14 protein-coding genes are annotated in these 16,706 nt (G+C 48.5%); 7 read left to right on the top strand and 7 right to left on the bottom strand.

Annotation, left to right across the window (positions count from 1 at the left end; all coding sequences use genetic code 11):
• Positions 1 to 50: 50 nt before the first annotated feature.
• The 4 genes from NDA03_RS03160 (at position 51) to NDA03_RS03145 (ending at position 3,789) form a co-directional block, all read left to right on the top strand.
• Positions 51 to 257: a hypothetical protein gene (locus NDA03_RS03160; protein ID WP_348237272.1), complete on the top strand. Its 207-nt coding sequence runs from the start codon at positions 51 to 53 to the stop codon at positions 255 to 257.
• A 126-nt stretch (positions 258 to 383) separates the two neighbouring features.
• Positions 384 to 1,034 (top strand): DUF3386 domain-containing protein, encoded by a 651-nt coding sequence (locus NDA03_RS03155; RefSeq protein ID WP_348237271.1) that lies wholly within the window; start codon positions 384 to 386, stop codon positions 1,032 to 1,034.
• A 130-nt stretch (positions 1,035 to 1,164) separates the two neighbouring features.
• Entirely contained in the window at positions 1,165 to 1,407 is a 243-nt protein-coding gene (locus NDA03_RS03150; RefSeq protein WP_190411328.1) for a NifU family protein, read from the top strand.
• Between the two features lie 150 nt (positions 1,408 to 1,557).
• The gene (locus tag NDA03_RS03145; protein ID WP_348237269.1) at positions 1,558 to 3,789 is read left to right on the top strand and encodes a glycoside hydrolase; all 2,232 of its coding nucleotides are present in this window, start codon (positions 1,558 to 1,560) and stop codon (positions 3,787 to 3,789) included.
• 47 nt (positions 3,790 to 3,836) lie between these two features.
• Here NDA03_RS03145 and NDA03_RS03140 read toward each other — a convergent pair whose 3' ends face one another.
• Positions 3,837 to 4,508, bottom strand: a complete 672-nt coding sequence (locus tag NDA03_RS03140; RefSeq protein WP_190411330.1) for a GNAT family N-acetyltransferase — start codon at positions 4,506 to 4,508, stop codon at positions 3,837 to 3,839.
• 125 nt (positions 4,509 to 4,633) lie between these two features.
• The gene (rtcA, locus tag NDA03_RS03135) at positions 4,634 to 5,710 is read right to left on the bottom strand and encodes an RNA 3'-terminal phosphate cyclase (protein ID WP_348237268.1); all 1,077 of its coding nucleotides are present in this window, start codon (positions 5,708 to 5,710) and stop codon (positions 4,634 to 4,636) included.
• A gap of 59 nt (positions 5,711 to 5,769) precedes the next feature.
• On the opposite strand from rtcA, the gene NDA03_RS03130 reads away from it, so the two are divergent.
• The 3 genes from NDA03_RS03130 (at position 5,770) to NDA03_RS03120 (ending at position 11,010) form a co-directional block, all read left to right on the top strand.
• On the top strand, positions 5,770 to 6,648 hold the full coding sequence (locus NDA03_RS03130; RefSeq protein WP_190526457.1) for a Tab2/Atab2 family RNA-binding protein: 879 nt from the start codon (positions 5,770 to 5,772) through the stop codon (positions 6,646 to 6,648).
• A gap of 201 nt (positions 6,649 to 6,849) precedes the next feature.
• Complete coding sequence (locus NDA03_RS03125) at positions 6,850 to 8,166, top strand: TldD/PmbA family protein (RefSeq protein WP_190436794.1); 1,317 nt, start codon at positions 6,850 to 6,852, stop codon at positions 8,164 to 8,166.
• 90 nt (positions 8,167 to 8,256) lie between these two features.
• Entirely contained in the window at positions 8,257 to 11,010 is a 2,754-nt protein-coding gene (locus NDA03_RS03120) for a chloride channel protein (RefSeq protein ID WP_348237267.1), read from the top strand.
• Between the two features lie 31 nt (positions 11,011 to 11,041).
• On the opposite strand, the gene ftsE is transcribed toward NDA03_RS03120, so the two are convergent.
• The 5 genes from ftsE to NDA03_RS03095 all read right to left on the bottom strand — a co-directional run bounded on the left by ftsE (position 11,042) and on the right by NDA03_RS03095 (position 16,077).
• Positions 11,042 to 11,701, bottom strand: a complete 660-nt coding sequence (gene ftsE / locus NDA03_RS03115) for a cell division ATP-binding protein FtsE (protein WP_190411357.1) — start codon at positions 11,699 to 11,701, stop codon at positions 11,042 to 11,044.
• A gap of 169 nt (positions 11,702 to 11,870) precedes the next feature.
• On the bottom strand, positions 11,871 to 12,611 hold the full coding sequence (locus tag NDA03_RS03110) for a WecB/TagA/CpsF family glycosyltransferase (RefSeq protein ID WP_348237394.1): 741 nt from the start codon (positions 12,609 to 12,611) through the stop codon (positions 11,871 to 11,873).
• Between the two features lie 760 nt (positions 12,612 to 13,371).
• Entirely contained in the window at positions 13,372 to 13,740 is a 369-nt protein-coding gene (locus NDA03_RS03105; protein ID WP_348237266.1) for a VanZ family protein, read from the bottom strand.
• 290 nt (positions 13,741 to 14,030) lie between these two features.
• Positions 14,031 to 14,291: a hypothetical protein gene (locus NDA03_RS03100; protein WP_190526449.1), complete on the bottom strand. Its 261-nt coding sequence runs from the start codon at positions 14,289 to 14,291 to the stop codon at positions 14,031 to 14,033.
• 43 nt (positions 14,292 to 14,334) lie between these two features.
• The gene (locus NDA03_RS03095; RefSeq protein ID WP_348237265.1) at positions 14,335 to 16,077 is read right to left on the bottom strand and encodes an adenylate/guanylate cyclase domain-containing protein; all 1,743 of its coding nucleotides are present in this window, start codon (positions 16,075 to 16,077) and stop codon (positions 14,335 to 14,337) included.
• Positions 16,078 to 16,706 lie beyond the last annotated feature (629 nt).

Here is a 16,706-nt window from a genome sequence, read left to right as displayed (position 1 = left end):
GGAAAAGCACTGGACATAAGCCGGTGCCTTAGTTTTAATTGTTCGGTAAAGTGAATGGCTCTCCCACAACTCCCGACGCGGGTACGGGACTCGGACTAACAATCTCCCAAAAGCTGCTCAAAGCAATGGCTGGCAATATTCATGTTCATCGTTACGGGGAAGGGCTCAGCTCAACAGTCATGGTCACTGTACCCCTGTATCAAGCTCCAGTAATGATTACTACGCCACAGACGGGTTCAATAGACCTATTAATCTAGGTGGGTACAGCGACGCTATCGGGTTTTTCTGCTAACCCCAGTTTTCAGCGAATTGTGTCGCCAAAGCGTGTCACTACTCTGCAAAGATTTTTACACTAGGAAAGAAGTTGATTAAAGTAAGAGTCTATGACTGAGCAAGCAAATGCTCGTGACTTGTTTCGGGCTGCCTACGAAAACCGCTACACCTGGGATACTAATTTCCCCGGATATAGTGCTGATGTAGAACTCAAGCAAGGTGATGAAGTCTACAAAGGCAAAATTCGCATCAACAGCGACATGACTGTTGAAGTTACCGGCATCGAAGACGAAACGGTGCAAGAGAGCATCTATACTCAGCTCAGGGATATTGTCACCCACCGCAAGCGGGGGTCTTTTGACAAAGCTCACGGCAAGAACGAATTTAACCTGGGGGAAACGGACGCCAGCGGCGCTACGGAAATTCTAGTTAAAGGCGATGCGATGGGATCTAACTACAAAATCCGAGGCACTGAAATTTGCCAGGTGAGTCGGGTAATGGGTCGAATGGCATTTGTCATCGATACCGCTGAAAGTTTAGACACCGGAGAAGGCTACGCCGCCAGTCGCTACGATGTTGTCTTCCGGAATCCTCAGACAGGTGAATTGCTCAGAGAAATGCAATTTGAGGATACCTTCGATAAAGTCGGCGATTACTACGTGATGACCAAGCAGGTAATTCACGCGAATGAGCAAGGTCAGAAAACGACTACCGAGTTCAACTACGCGAACGTCAAGTTACTGGAACCAGCAGCGGTATAGGCAGTCGGCGTTACAATACGCTCTCAGCGGTTCCCAGTGTTCTCCATTTTCGCGATGAGTTTTTATCTCTGCGTGAACTAGGATCAACATAGCTGCAATAGAAAGAAAGATTCGATAAGGTAAACTAACCATGTCACAAACACTGGCACTGACTTCAGAAAACGTCGAACAAGTTTTGGATGAACTGCGCCCTTACCTAATGTCCGATGGTGGTAACGTTGAGCTGGTAGACATCGACGGTCCAGTCGTGAAGCTACGCCTCCAAGGAGCCTGCGGATCTTGCCCTAGTTCAGCAATGACGCTGAGAATGGGAATTGAGCGCCGCCTGCGCGAATTTATCCCCGAAATTGCCGAAGTTGAGCAAGTCCTTTAAAGGCAAAAGGTAAAAGGCAAAAGGCAAAAGATTTTTTCTGATTTCTTTTGCCTTTTTAGTTTAATTGAACCAGTCTTTTCAAAGCCAAAGGCAAAAGAAATAAAACAGATATTTCTTTTGCCTTTTTAGTTTCTCCTATTTACTTTTCCTATGCCCCATCCTCTCTATATCTCTTTCATCTGGCATCAACATCAACCTCTGTACAAAAGCCGCGCAGTCAACCAGTATCGTTTGCCGTGGGTGCGGCTGCATGGGACGAAAGATTACCTAGATTTAGTGCTGCTGCTGGCTCGTTATCCGAAGCTGCATCAAACGGTTAATCTCGTGCCATCTTTGATTTTGCAGTTAGAGGATTATGTTGCTGGCACGGCGATGGACCCGTACTTAGCAGCAGCTTTGACGCCAGAACAGCAACTGAGTGATGAACAAAAAAGATTTATTATTGAGCATTTTTTTGATGCCAATCACCATACTTTAATTGACCCTCATCCTCGCTACGGAGAACTGTACGGGCAACGTCAAGAAAAGGGGGAAGAATGGTGTTGGACAAATTGGAATCCGCAAGATTACAGCGATTTGCTCGCTTGGCATAATCTGGCGTGGATCGATCCTTTGTTTTGGGACGATCCAGAGATTGAGGGCTGGTTGAAGCAGGGAAGAAACTTTACTTTAAGCGATCGCCAGCGAATTTTCTCTAAACAACGAGAAATCTTGAGTCGCATCATTCCGCAGCACCGGCAGATGCAAGAAGCGGGGCAACTGGAAGTATCGACAACGCCCTACACGCACCCAATTTTGCCCTTACTGAACGATACCAACTCCGGTCGGGTGGCGGTGCCCAACATGACCTTGCCGAAGCAGCGCTTCCAGTGGGCTGAAGATATCCCCAGACATCTCCAAAAAGCTTGGGATATGTATAAAGATCGGTTTGGGCAAGAACCGCGTGGTTTGTGGCCTTCAGAACAATCGGTTAGCCCCGAAATTTTGCCTTATATCGCCAAGCAAGGATATAAGTGGATCTGCTCGGATGAAGCCGTCTTAGGTTGGTCTAAGAAGCAATTTTTCCATCGAGACGGCGCGGGGAATGTCTACGAACCCGAATTACTATATCAACCTTATTGGCTGCAAACCGAGTTCGGCGACTTAGCGATCGTGTTTCGGGATCACCGATTATCAGATTTAATTGGCTTTACTTATGGAGCGATGGAACCGCGCCGCGCCGCCGCCGACTTAGTCGGGCATTTGGAAGCGATCGCTCGCACCCTGAAACACCGCCAGAAAGGAGGCGGTACAGCCCTAGAACAACCGTGGCTGGTCAACATTGCCCTTGATGGCGAAAACTGTTGGGAACACTACCATCTGGATGGTAAGCCCTTTTTAGAAGCTCTTTATCAAACGCTGAGCGACCACTCAGAGCTGAAATTGGTCACGGTTTCGGAATTTCTAGACCAGTTCCCTCCCAAGGCAACCATCCCCGCCGAGCAGCTGCACAGCGGCTCTTGGGTCGATGGCAGCTTTACAACTTGGATTGGCGATCCCGCCAAAAATCGCGCCTGGGATCTCTTAGAGGATGCGCGGAAAGTCTTGGCTAGCCATCCAGAAGCAACCGAGGAAAACAATCCAGAAGTTTGGGAAGCTTTGTACGCCGCAGAAGGTTCCGATTGGTTCTGGTGGTTTGGCGAAGGTCATTCCTCAAACCAAGATGCCATGTTCGACCAGCTGTTCCGGGAACACCTGTGTGCGATTTACCAAGCTTTAAATGAGCCGATCCCGTCGAACTTGCGCCAACCCGTAGAAGCTCACGAAGCGCGGGGAGACCATCGACCCCAAGGCTTTATTCATCCCACCATCGATGGACTGGGTGACGAACAGGATTGGGATCGCGCTGGTCGGATTGATGTGGGCGGATCGCGGGGTACGATGCACAAGAGCAGTGCCATTCAGCGTCTTTGGTACGGCGTAGATCACCTTAACTTCTATCTACGGCTGGACTTCCAGACCGGCATTCAACCGGGTAAAGGCTGTCCGCCAGAGTTGCATTTGCTGTGGTTCTATCCCAACCAAACAATGCACAATAGCCCCATTCCGCTGGAAAATTTACCTGACGAAGCGCCACTGAACTATCTGTTCCACCACCATTTAGGGATTAACTTACTGACTCACACGATTGAGTTTGAGGAGGCTGGGGAACATTTCAAGTGGCATCCTCGGTTTAGCCGCGCTCAAGTGGGTTTAAATAAGTGTTTGGAAGTGGCAGTTCCTTGGGCAGATTTGCAAATCGGTCCAGATTTTCCGCTGCGGATGGTAGCTATCTTAGCGGATGGCGAACGGTTTAGTAGCTATGTGCCTGAAAATGCCTTGATTCCGATTGATGTTCCTTAAGAATTCAATCGCAAAAATCAGGGATTTTTGTAAAATCCCTGATTTTTCTAACTTTGATACCGCATAACTGTCCAAACATTTCCACTAATTAGGGTATCTAGTTGGAAAATGTGAAAACTTGATTTGAGAGGCTGTGAGATTTCTTGCCAAGGAACAATCGTAAAGCCAAGTTGCGAATAAAATCGTACTAATTTAGGCTTACAGACTAAATAGAGGGGATGGGTCGCTTCTTGAACAAGACGCTTCACTAGATGGGAACCCAGGTGCTGGCTGCGCCAAACAGGTTTCACAAATAAGTAATACAGCATAGAGTGCGTACTATAGCCGTTTATTTCACCGCAAGCTACTAACCTTCCATTACATTCAATGACCCAGAACCGCGACCAATTGACAAAAGCATAGGTGAAAATTGAGAAGAAAAATAGAATAAAGGAAGCGGCCAAACAAAGAGTAACAATAAAAAGAAGTGCAAGGATAAGAAATAAAATAATTCCGAGCAAGAAATTAGAAGCAAGAATTTTGATAATTTGTATGATTGCTAGCATGAAAAAAGTCAAGGCAATCAAAATTAGGAAATTGAAAGATAAAACTCTCAGATCAAATTTTAAAGCCTCAGATTTTGTAAATTCTAATAATAATTGCTGAATTAACCATTTTTCTTCCGCACGGGCTGGTCGGAGAACACACCCTGGTGGCAATGAAGGAGGTAGGTCAGCCATTAGTCCATTTTGTTGCAGCAGTGAACATCAAAGTCTGCGGCGATGAGGGCAATATTAGCAGTATGGGAGCCGTTGTCGTGTTTAAATAAACTGGAAATTTAGGAGCGATCGCTAACTATCCCTACTCATGTATCAGGGTTGGGTGTTACCGTCACCCGACGATCGACTTCATCAATCGTTATCGATGCCAAGCCAAACTGCTCAATCACCCACGCATTGGTCGTTAGGTGGGTGCTAATCTCCGCCACTCGGTATTGACTCGTCGAGTCAGCTAAAGCCGCTGGCAATAGCAACTGATCCCCCAGGTGTACATCGACGGGTGCGCCAGTGTTATGAAAATCCAGCAACTCCTGACAAGCCATATCGGCAACTTTATCGGCTGGCAGTCCCAGACGTCCCAAAGCACCAAAGAAAGCCTTGCTATTCTCGTACTCAGCGGTGAGGAAAATCCCCGCCCCCGGTGCGATACCCCTTTCCCGTAAGGGTTGGACAGTGGCTTTGAGATCTGCTTGATGCAACACATTCTCGGCGCGGCTAGCCATCCGTTGGGGAATGTGGGAAGGAAGTTGTGTCACCACAGCAATCCCCCGCACCTGCTGAAATTCTCCAGGTTCCAGAAGGCTAATCCCTCGCAATGGTTGGATTTCCCTGTTCTTACCCCTAACGCCCCTACCGCTAACGCGAAGTTCCACTTCTCCTTGACCTTGGGGATACCACCCCCAACTGCGTATCCTCACCTCAGCTTCCACTCCCATCTGACGTAACAGAGGCAAGTAGACTTGCTCAATGTAGGTATAAGCGGGACTATAGGCGACATGGGTGCCGCCGCGCAGCGTCACCTGCAATTCTCCCTGCGCGATCGCTAAGGGCAGCAAAATTGTCTGCAAAACCAAAGTAACCGCACCCGCCGAACCGCCTTCTTGTGCTTCGGTAACATCAAAGGTGTATTTTCCCGGTTGGATTGAATCACCCGGAATAAACTCTAAAGCCGTTGAACCCAACGTATCCCCCTGCACTTTCGCTCCGCAGATGGCAGCAGCGGCACGCACAGCCGTTAAGTGTTGGGCAGCGAGTCCGGGCTTTTTGCGTCCTGCCCGAACCCGCCCAATCCGGATCGGATGGCCTGCGATCGCCGCCAGACTGAGGGAAGTCCGTAAAACCTGTCCGCCGCCTTCTCCGTAGGAACCGTCGATGTAAATCATGAGTAAAAGGATGCTTCAAACGTATTATGAAGGAAGTGACCAGATTTTAACGGCGCGGCATGGGAACAGTTTGGGAATTAGATTTTTATTCGCGTCCAATTTTGGACGAACAACAGAAAAAGATTTGGGAATTATTGGTGTGCGAAAGTCCGTTGGATATCCGCACCAAACCTGAGTCCCTGTTTCGTTACGCCGAGTTTTGCCCGAATAGCACGGTAAATTCGATCTGGCTGCGAACGACGTTGGAAGAAGCGATCGCTAGGGCAGCTGAACCTCCTCAAAAAATCCGCTTCTTCCGCCGCCCGATGACCAAAATGATTGTGAAAGCCTGCGATGAGTTGGGCATTTCCGCTCAGCTGAGCCGTCGAACTTTTACACTGTATCGGTGGCTGCAAGAGCGGATGCAGGACGTTTATCCCCAGCAACCAGGCTACCAAGGAGTTGCCCCGAATCCCTCTGTCCAATACCAACCCCAGCCGCCCCAACCTTTACCGGATGCGCTGGTTGGGCAAAAGTGGGCATTTGTAACCTTGTCAGCGGAAGCCTTTGAGGAAATGCACGAGTGGGACATCGGCTTTCGAGAAGCTTTTCCACTTATTGGATTAGGAGATTTCGCGCCTTTGCCACCGGAGACGCAGATTCCAGGGGTGGTGATTTTCTCTCCCAGAGCAGTACCGATGGCTGGCTGGATGTCGGGAATTGAACCGGCGTTCCTGAAATTTAATCGGAACACACCGCCTAGATTGCTTTTAGAGACGGGTGAGAGTAATAGCTGGATTTTGGCAAGTATCAAAGATTCAAAAACTTTGACGGAAGCCGAAAACTTTGAGGACGCCAAGCGAAAAGCTGGGATGTTGCATTTTTTAGCGATTCAGTCCGATCCGCAATCAGAATCCTTTGCGGGTTTTTGGCTAATGCAAGAATTGCCTCTAAGTTAAATTGATTCCAAAGTAAATCTTTCGGTTTCGCAACCAGACTGGGAGAATAGAAGACAAAGACATAAAAAAAGGCTCTCAGACAAGCATAAAAGTCGGAGTAAAAGCGCGGATGTTGAGACTGAGCGACAGAATTTTGCACTTTTGACTTTGACTTTATGAGGGCGTCTTGGCGGTTCCATCAATAAATTCCACGGTCAGAATATGGGTTTTAACGATTTACCACAAGAGACGCTAGCAGAGCAGTTATTGGAGTTAGCCACTCGTTCTGGAGCCGAGGAAGCGGAGGTTTATCAAGCGCGATCGCTTTCTCGCCCAGTTTTTTTTGAAGCCAATCGGCTCAAACAACTGGAAAGTGCCCAATCAGAAGGGACGGCGTTGCGGCTGTGGCGAGAAGGGCGTCCGGGTTTAGCCGTTGCTTATGGCCCTGTGGAACCGCAAGCACTGGTAGATCGAGCGATCGCTTTGTCGGCACTCAACGGGGTGGAAACCGTGGAATTGACTGAGGGGCGGGCATCTAAGTATCCCGACTTGGGCGAGTTTATGCCCGTCGAGGAGCTGATATTAATGGGCAAAGAAGCGATCGCCCTCGTCCGAGATGCTTACCCAGAAGTCCTCTGCACCGCTCAATGGGAATGCGAGGCAGAAACGACGCGCCTTGTCAACACCAAAGGATTGGATTGTCGCTATACCGATACGACCCTCAGCTGTTATCTGGCAGCCGAATGGGTGCGGGGGGATGATTTCTTGAGCGTTGGCGATGGACAAACCCAGCGGGATAGCCTCGATCCGGTCGCCTTGGCAAACCAAATTTTGCAGCGGTTAGCGTGGGCGAAAGAAAACATTTCACCCCCCATCGGTCGCGTGCCCGTGTTATTTACCGCCAAAGCAGCGGATATGCTTTGGGGAACCCTCTCAGCTGCACTGAATGGGAAACGAACCCTTGAGGGGGCTTCGCCGTGGAGCGATCGCTTGGGCGAACCCGTGACTTCAAAAGCCCTCACCATTACCCAAAACCCAGAATCTGGGCCGTTTAGCTGTCCTTTTGATGATGAAGGCACGGTCACGCGGAATCTGGAATTTATCAAAGACGGCATTTTGCAGCTGTTTTATACCGACCGCACGACCGGACGCCAGCTGGGTAGCGGGACTACTGGAAACGGGTTTCGTCCCGGTTTAGGTAGTTACCCGACACCGGGGCTATTTAATTTGCTGATTCATCCGGGAACTGGGGATCTGCTGAGCTTAATGCAGCAGATGGGTGATGGGCTGGTAGTAGATCAGATGCTGGGAGGCGGTTCTGGGATTTCGGGGGACTTCTCGATTAACGTTGACCTGGGCTACCGGATCAAGAACGGTCAGGTGGTCGGCAGGGTAAAAGATACGATGGTGGCAGGTAACGTATACGCAGCCCTCAAGCAGCTAGTGGCATTGGGAGGCGACGCCGAGTGGAATGGTTCGGTCTATACCCCATCTCTGATTGTGGAAGGGCTGTCTGTCACCGGCAAAATGCTGAGTTAATCCGAATCGAAGACTGGCTAATTGCCCGTTAGCCGTTAGCCATTAGCCATTAGCCATGAAATGAGTTGAGGGCAAAATGTTGAATGACTTATGAATTATTTGAGAGTGTTAAGTTCTCAAGTTTTGTCTTTACACTCAAGACTCAAATTTCCCAAATCCAAGGTCAAAGCTTTCTTACAACCCAGACGGCGTTTAGCGATCGCTGAAGCTTGTCTAATTGGGTTAGTATCGGGACTCGCCGCAGTTCTGTTCAAAGTCGGCGTCGGGACCTTGGGTGCATGGCGAGTTCATGCTTCCCACTTTCTCCCTGCATGGTTCGCATTACCCGCCATTGGTTTATCCTTTGGACTCCTCTCCGGCTTCCTAGTCGAACGTCTGGCACCAGAAGCAGCGGGGAGCGGCATTCCTTTTGTTAAAGCTGCCCTTTCTCAATTCCCCATCGCCCTGAATTTACGAGTTGCCCTCGTGAAGTTAGCCAGCAGCATTATTGCTCTGGGTTCCGGACTCACCTTGGGGCGTCAAGGGCCAACCGTGCATATCGGTGCAGCCGTTGCTGCTCAATTCAGCCACTGGGTTCCTACCTCGCCCGACCATCGCCGCCAGATGATTGCCGCTGGTGCGGGTGCTGGGTTAGCGGCTGGTTTCAATGCACCGATTGCCGGTGTGCTGTTTATTGTCGAAGAACTCCTCCAAGATTTATCCGACCTCACCTTGGGCACAGCCATTCTCGCATCCTTTATCGGTGCGGTTGTGTCGCGGCTGCTGGGCGGTCGTAGCCTTGACCTCAACCTCGATATTAGCCAATCTCAGACTAGCTTTTTTGCCCAAGAGATTCCTTTTTACCTGTTGTTAGGAGCCTTGGCTGGGGTGCTGGGGGCAATGTTTGGGAAAGGAATTTTTACTTCCCTCGCCTTCTATCGCCGCCTCAAACTTTCTCTACCGCTGCGAATTGGGCTGGCTGGATTAATTTCTGGTATCGTGACCGCCCTTCTCCCCTCAACATTTCGAGACAACACCGGGCTGCGAGAGTCCCTGCTGGCAGGTGGAGTGAGCTGGGAAATGGCAGCGATCGCTTTTGTGGCTCAGTATATACTCACGCTCGTCGCCTGTGGTTCTGGTGCCCCTGGCGGGTTATTCGCGCCTTCCCTGATTCTGGGGTCTGGGCTTGGCTATCTGGTCGGGTTCGTGCAGGAGGTAACCTTGGCAGTGGGTTCACCGACTACCTACGCCCTGGCTGGTATGGGGGCATTTTTCAGTGCCGTCTCCAAAGCGCCCATCACCGCTATTGTCATCGTTTTTGAAATGACAATGGACTTCAATCTTGTTCTGCCGCTGATGATTGGGTCTGTTGTTGCTTACCTGGTGTCAGAAAAGATAGTTAGGGGGTCACTCTACGATCGCCTGCTGAAGTGGAATGGGATTGAACTAGAGAAAAAGCCAACTACCGATGGACTCTTATCGATGCTGAAGGCGGCAGACGTGATGCAGCGCCGAGTCGAAACCTTAACCAGCAATATGACCCTTGATGAAGCCGTGCAAGCCTTCTCTCGCTCCCATCATCGCGGCTTTCCGGTTGTGTATAAGGAGAAACTGGTTGGGATTATTACCCAAACTGACCTTGCTGGAATTGCCCAACGGGGATTACCAGGGAACGCCCCTTTGAGCAAAATCATGACCCCGAAGCCGATGGCGGTAAACCCTACCGACTCCTTGGGTGATGTTCTCTATTTACTCAATCGCTATCAACTCAGTCGGTTGCCAGTGACGGAAGGGCGCAAGCTGATTGGGATTATTACCCGTGCTGATATTATTCGGGCGCAAGCAGATAAGCTGAACGGTCAATCGGTGAATATTGGCCCGCGTCCGGAGCCTTCTTACTGTGTTTATCAAACTCGTTCTCCGGCAGTAGGAAGCGGACGAATGCTCGTTACCATCGCCAACCCGCAAACCGCACCCGCATTGTTGCAAATGGCAGCGGCAATTGCCCGCGATCGCAACTACGAAATCGAATGTCTTCAGGTTATCTCGGTTCCCCGCAACAGTGCCCCTGCTCAAACGCCCGTTAGCACTACGAAAAGTCGTCGGTTGCTCCGTCATGCCGAAAAACTGGGGCAAGATTGGCAAATTCCCGTCCACACTCAGATCCGCGTGTCTCATGATGTTGCTCCAGCGATTCTGGAAACCATTAACGAGCGTCACATTAATTTGCTGCTGATGGGCTGGAAAGGCACCAGCATCACGCCCGGTCGAGTTTTTGGCGATGTGGTAGACACGATCATCCGGCAGGCTCCCTGCGAGGTGGTGCTGGTGAAAATGGGCGAAGAGACTCCAGGTGTAGAAGAGCCGAGAAGCAGAGGCATCAGGGCGCATATCGCTGCCAATTCTCCCCGGCCCCCCCGCATCCTGGCACCCCGGCATCGCATCGGGGCACACTCACCCACCGTGTCCCTCTGCTTCAATCGCTGGCTGGTTCCGATTGCGGGTGGTCCCAACGCCCAGCAAGCTTTGCAACTCCTACCCGCTTTGATGTGTCTGAGTAAGACACCCGCAATTGAGCTAGCCCAAGTTTTCCATCCTTCCACCCTCTTGCCGGACACCGCCATGTTAGAAAAATCAGCCTTGTTCCTCAGCCGCCAACTGAGTGCAAGCGTGACGGCGATTCCCCTTCGTTCCAGTTCTGTCTCGGATGCCGTGATCGATCTAGCGCAAGCTGACGCCTGCGATGTGGTGATATTGGGTGCTAGTCGGGAAGGGCTATTACAGCAGGTGATGAAGGGAAATATCCCCGAAGCGATCGCGCGTGGCGTGAGAAGCACCGTGATTTTGGTAAGAAGCGCCCAGTAAAAAATTAAACAGAAGAATTATTCATTTCTGGTTAATTTCTGATTTTGACTTGCCCCTCACGGATTTGCACCACAGGTCGATTCGCCATCCGCAACAAGCGTTCGTCGTGCGTTGTCACCATCACAGTCGCACCGAAGGCGTTGAGTTTCTGGAGAATTCTCAGCACCGATGCCGAGTTATCCGCATCGAGATTTCCAGTGGGTTCATCTGCCAGTAACAGCGGCGGCGTTCCGACAATGGCGCGAGCAAGACTGACGCGCTGTTGCTCTCCACCAGAGAGTTCTTCAGGAAAACAATCCGCTTTATGCTGCAACCCGACTAATTTCAGCGTTGGAGGAAGGCGGCGCTCAATTTCCTTGCGCGTGAAGCCTTGCGCCCACAGTACAAAAGCAATATTTTCCGTTACTGTCCGGCGGGGGATGAGTTTGTAGTCTTGAAAAACAACGCCGATGCGCCGCCGCAGCAAAGACAGGCGATGACCCCGCAACTGCGCCACGTTGCAGTTATCGACCATGACCTCGCCATCCGTGGGGCGTTCTTCCCCATACAACAGCTTTAAGAGTGTTGATTTACCAGAACCAGAAGGCCCGGTAACAAACAAGAAATCCCCTCGCTTAACTTCCAAATTCACATCCAATAACCCACGGCTGCCATTGGAATAAATTTTTGTCACTTCCCGCAATTTCACCATGACTGCTGAGGAGGCTGAGTAATTGGCGTCCCGTGCGTCACTCCGGCGATCTTTGCCAATGCTGGGATGAGCAGAAGCTGTGGTCATATAAAAGTTATCAGTGCGTAATGCTAAGGGCTAATGGGTAATCGCTCATCGTTCATGGCAACTTCAATGAACAATTAACAATTCAAAACTCATAACTTTTTACCACAGCTCGCAAGGCAAATTGCGGTAAAGCCATCATTCTTCGCCAGCGCCAGGGTTCTTGATACAAGCGATAAAGCCATTCCAGATGATTATCCCGCAACCAAGCGGGTGCCCTGGATTTAATTCCAGCCCAAATATCAAAGCTACCGCCGACACCAATCCAAATCGATTCGGGACACAGGTGTCGGTTTTGGGCAATCCATAATTCCTGACGGGGAACGCCTAAACCCACGAATATCAGACGGGGTTGGAGAGTTTGCAGGGTTGTCTTAAATTCTGGTTCTGCTTCCGGTAAGAGGTAGCCGTGTTGACTCCCAGCGATCGCAATTCCCGGCACTCGTTCCTCCCAAACGGCAGCTGCTGCTTGCGCGACTCCCGGTGCCCCACCATAGAAAAAAATCGGGCAAAGCTTCCCCATTTGCCCAGCTTCCTGTAAAAGTGACTCTGCCAACTCAATTCCCGGACAGCGTCTCAGGCGTCTACCCTTTAGCCGCAAATAAAGGACAACCCCAGCTCCATCCGGAATCACCAGTTCAGCCTGCTGGATGATCCTTGCAAGGGTGGGGTTGTCTTCTGCCTGAATCGCCATTTCCGCATTTAGCGTAACGACATGACCGCCTACCTTCTCATGTAGGCGCGAGATTAGCCACTTAGAATAGTCTTCTAACAGATGAACGGGCACTCCCAGGACGGGAAAATGTTCGGGTTTCTCCAATAGCATCGAATTTTGGTTAGGCTTTACACCAGCCATAGCAGCTCTGTCGTTTCAAGACTATGAACGCTAACTTATTCGCTGTATTGTAGAGTATTCCCGAACTTTGGTACAGAATCGGGAAACAGAATTTTTTTATATTTGCAGATCGTATTTTTTTTAAATTGCTCTTTTAAGAGAGCCATCTGCATACAGCTCCAGAGGCACCAGTTCAGTTTTTCCGTTTACGTTAACTTTTGAGTAGACAATTTTCACAAAGGGAGCTTTGTTTTGGTTGTAGCGATAAGACATATTAAACCTCCACGCGAACCTAGACTTTAAAAATTTTTTAGTTGATTTTATTCCAATGTCTTCTTTTTAGACTTACTTTTCTTCTACACGTAAGTCGATTGAAACCTCCAGAAGAGAATAGTAAGCTTTCTAATGATTACTTTGTAAAAAACTGGACTGTGTAGAACTAGATTTGTATCGTCTAAAGCCATCTAAATTAAGGGTAAATCTACAGAAAATTTCTGTCATTAACCCTTGGGCTTAAGTCTGTAGATACACATAAACCGTATTACTTTAAGTGAATACTTCTTGAGATAGAGATCGGTGAAAAGGGAAGTAATGTCTGTTCTCCCATGCTCATGTTAATAGCTCCTGCCCAGTCGTCGCGCACCAAGATTTGAGAAAGCCGCCGAATCATCGTAGCATCGACGACGCCATCAATCTCTAGAACATCCAAATGCTCAGAATGTAACCAACTCCAAAAAAAGATTCCCAGGCTTTACTTTAACAATGCTAGCCAGTAAAAGAACCAGATTCCGATAAGGTTGGCAGCGAGATCGGACAGGGTGGAGGAACGAAGCGGTGAGAGGGCTTGCAGACTCTCATCAAATAAGGCAAAGATACTAATCAGAATCGGTGCTAGTGGCAGGCTTATGGGACGAGACCAAATATTAATCATCCGGTTCCCTAAAGCTTTCTGACCTAAGTAACTGGCAAAACCTAATAAAATGAAATGCCCAATTGTGTCATAAAAAGGAATGGCGGAAATTTTGACAGGGACAATTCCCCAATAAGCCAAAACAAAAATTGTCAGTAAAATCAGGAAATAAAGAATAAAAGCCAGAACCCAGCGCCAGTTTGATTTCATTCCCATTGCTCCCTGAGGCGCGTGTCACACCTCAGCGTAAGTTTAGAAAATCTGTTTGCTTTCAATTAAAATAATTTTAATAAATTTAACTGGTTATATTTAATAAAAAATTACACAACTATACTGCGATTTGTTTATGAAATTAAAGGGGAATTCTTCTTCAAATACATCCATTAAAACAGATTTTTTAGGGTGGTAGGCGGTCAAGTAGAGACGCGGTTAATCGCGTCTCTACAACCCATCCATTTTGGCTGACAAATTTGGCTGACAAGTTAGTGGATTAAACAGCGTTAAGCGTGGCGGTTGACTTCTTGTTGGAGCCACGGATCGACCGGCTGTCCATCTTTGCGGCGCAACTCAATCTGAATCGCGATCGCTTCTTTGGCTCCTGGCGGCGCGGGTTGCTGATGGAAGAGAATATCATATTCGGCTGGATCGTGATTGCGCTCTCGCAGCCAATCCTGCACCTTCACTGAGGCGAAGATAGATTGCCCGTCTTGAAACATCCGGGTAATCTGCATCTGTAGCGTGTAAGGATTTAAGCGACCCATAAAGTTTTGCCTTTCTAAACAGCGATATCTATAAACTTCTAGCTCACACTAGCAGTTTTTCTGTTTTTCTGCCGATAAGTAGATAAGTCATCATTTCTCCCTTTCCTTTCACCTGAATTGCACCCCGCTCTTTCCATTGATATTTGTCCTGTAAAAGCTGGTAAGTGGCGGCGGTAACTTGAATAGAACCCGTTACTCCGTGGGATTCCATGCGACTGGCTGTATTAACTGTATCTCCCCATAAATCGTAGATAAACTTTTTCAAACCAATGACTCCAGCAACAACCGGACCAGTATTAATGCCAATCCGGATATTGAACTCTTCGCCATTCACTGCATTGAAGCAATCAATTGCCTTTTGCATATCTAATGCCATTTCGGCAATGGCTTCTGCATGATCTGTGCGAAGGATAGGTAAACCGCCAACTACCATATAGGCGTCGCCAATCGTCTTGATCTTTTCCAAACCATGTTGTTCAGCGAGTTGGTCAAACGCAGAAAATATTTGGTTGAGCAAGTTGACTAGTTCTACTGGTGATGTATGAGCAGCCATCTGGGTAAAACCAACGATATCTGCAAATAGAACTGTGACTTCGGCAAAGTTATCAGCAATGATAGTAGGTTGTTCTTTTTGTAAACGGTCAGCGATCGCCTGGGGCAAAATGTTGTGTAGCAGTCTCTCCGCCTTCTTTTGCTCTGCTTTTAGTTCTTGTAAAGATGACTCTAAAGCTTCTAACATCCAGTTAATGGTACGAGCCAAGATAGACAATTCATCTCTGCCAGCAATTAAGACGCGCATTGACAGATCGCCTTTAGTACCAATGCTCCGAACCTCCGTACTGAGATAAGCTAGCCGAGACAGAAGCAATTTTTCTAACAGAAATAAAGTTGCCCCGGTAAACGCGATCCCCACGACCAAAGTAGATATACCCAGGGACACTACCAGATAAGTCAGAAGAAGTTGGCTTTGTTGATAAAATTCTTTGGGCATATCAACTCGCAACAGCATTACGGGTTTTCCGTCAATGTCCCGCAGTAGGGTATATCCCACCATCCCGCTATTGCTGAGCGATCGCACCAAAATCGAAGAAGAACTATCGGACATTTTTGACAAAGCCGGAAGCACCGATTTGAAGTCGTCAGGTAGTTGCGGATCGTTTGCCAAGTACGCAGTGATAGGTAAATGGGTCAACTCGCTCAAAGCCTTGATTTTTTCAGCATTCAGGTAACGCCCTAAGATCAGCGTTCCCCGACTAGGCCCTTTACCCTCGCTAGTGAGAATTGGTCTGGCTGCGATCGCCATTGGCCCTTGGGGCAACAGAAGGATGCCAACATAGTGGTCAAGTCGTTTGGGGTTCTGTAGCAGGCTTGTGTTAGCCGCTAAGTATGCCTGGATGTCTTTGGGAATGGGGATTGCTTTGCGCTGCTTCAGGTTAAAGCTTTGACCAAAAACCAACTGACCGGAGGAATTGATAAATAGGATTAAGTCGGATCTGAGCGATCGCAAGGAAATATCATTCAGATTGCGATCGATATAGCGGCGGTTGCCATCCTTGATGAAGTTATAGGTATCATCCCACATCGCCCATTGGTCGTTTAGAACGCTGAACTCACTCAGGTAGTTAGAGAAGGCATCCTGAACTCGTTGAACGTTCCGGTAAGCCTCCCGTTCGTACAATTTGGCGAAGCCTCTCAGCAGGATGGTTGACGAGGTGACATACAAAACCCCTATCAAACTTACGACGGTAACGCCAATCGTCAGCAGTGTTTTTTCGCGTAGTTTCATGCCCCTGAATGAGCGGTCAGCGATGCAGGTACTGACACGCTACACCTAAAGTACCCAAAATCTGAGCAAGTATTTAAGTATTAAAGATTAAGAGTGCGTTTAAGACTCGCCCAAGGCTGATTGCAACTGGGTGCGTGCTGTTTAGAGGGCTTTGTTTAGCTTGCTGCGATCGCGATCGCCATCTAGTAATAGATTGGGTCGTCCGCTGTCGAAGGCTACATATATACAAAGTTAAGATTTAAAAATCTCCTGCAAGCACGAATAGATTTTGAAGTCTAACCGATATTTCTCAATCATCTAACTCTGCCAAGAATTCTGCTACTAAACCAAATCTTACAATTCTCTGCTTGTATTCATCCCGTACTTCTGCAATTTGTTCTACTAATTGATGGCAACTTTAAATTAGGCGTTTATGAAGAATATTTAGAAGCATTTTCTGGTCTTCTAAAGATAAAGCTTCAACTGCTGCAATTGCTTGTTGAAATGCAGATGGCTGTGTTGCTTCAGTCATAAATTAACCTGAGTTCGGGATAAGGAAGGGGCAAAACAGGTAGGGTGAAAGTGCTAACTTCTCATCCATCTGAATTACCCCATGCTTAGTCTAGAAGAACTATTTTGCTGTGTCGACG

Origin of the sequence: Trichocoleus sp. Lan, from assembly GCF_039961855.1 — a bacterium.
GTDB lineage: Bacteria > Cyanobacteriota > Cyanobacteriia > Cyanobacteriales > FACHB-T130 > FACHB-T130.
Note: the sequence above shows the minus strand (reverse complement) of the source record. Positions and strands in the feature narration are given on the sequence as shown.

Excerpts from the sequence above, each read along its gene's own strand:
- NDA03_RS03155 (WP_348237271.1), top strand. The coding sequence starts at position 384 with ATGACTGAGCAAGCAAATGCTCGTGACTTGTTTCGGGCTGCCTACGAA.
- NDA03_RS03150 (WP_190411328.1), top strand. The coding sequence starts at position 1,165 with ATGTCACAAACACTGGCACTGACTTCAGAAAACGTCGAACAAGTTTTG.
- NDA03_RS03145 (WP_348237269.1), top strand. The coding sequence starts at position 1,558 with ATGCCCCATCCTCTCTATATCTCTTTCATCTGGCATCAACATCAACCT.
- NDA03_RS03140 (WP_190411330.1), bottom strand. The coding sequence starts at position 4,508 with ATGGCTGACCTACCTCCTTCATTGCCACCAGGGTGTGTTCTCCGACCA.
- rtcA (WP_348237268.1), bottom strand. The coding sequence starts at position 5,710 with ATGATTTACATCGACGGTTCCTACGGAGAAGGCGGCGGACAGGTTTTA.
- NDA03_RS03130 (WP_190526457.1), top strand. The coding sequence starts at position 5,770 with ATGGGAACAGTTTGGGAATTAGATTTTTATTCGCGTCCAATTTTGGAC.
- NDA03_RS03125 (WP_190436794.1), top strand. The coding sequence starts at position 6,850 with ATGGGTTTTAACGATTTACCACAAGAGACGCTAGCAGAGCAGTTATTG.
- NDA03_RS03120 (WP_348237267.1), top strand. The coding sequence starts at position 8,257 with ATGAATTATTTGAGAGTGTTAAGTTCTCAAGTTTTGTCTTTACACTCA.
- ftsE (WP_190411357.1), bottom strand. The coding sequence starts at position 11,701 with ATGGTGAAATTGCGGGAAGTGACAAAAATTTATTCCAATGGCAGCCGT.
- NDA03_RS03110 (WP_348237394.1), bottom strand. The coding sequence starts at position 12,611 with ATGCTATTGGAGAAACCCGAACATTTTCCCGTCCTGGGAGTGCCCGTT.
- NDA03_RS03105 (WP_348237266.1), bottom strand. The coding sequence starts at position 13,740 with ATGAAATCAAACTGGCGCTGGGTTCTGGCTTTTATTCTTTATTTCCTG.
- NDA03_RS03100 (WP_190526449.1), bottom strand. The coding sequence starts at position 14,291 with ATGGGTCGCTTAAATCCTTACACGCTACAGATGCAGATTACCCGGATG.
- NDA03_RS03095 (WP_348237265.1), bottom strand. The coding sequence starts at position 16,077 with ATGAAACTACGCGAAAAAACACTGCTGACGATTGGCGTTACCGTCGTA.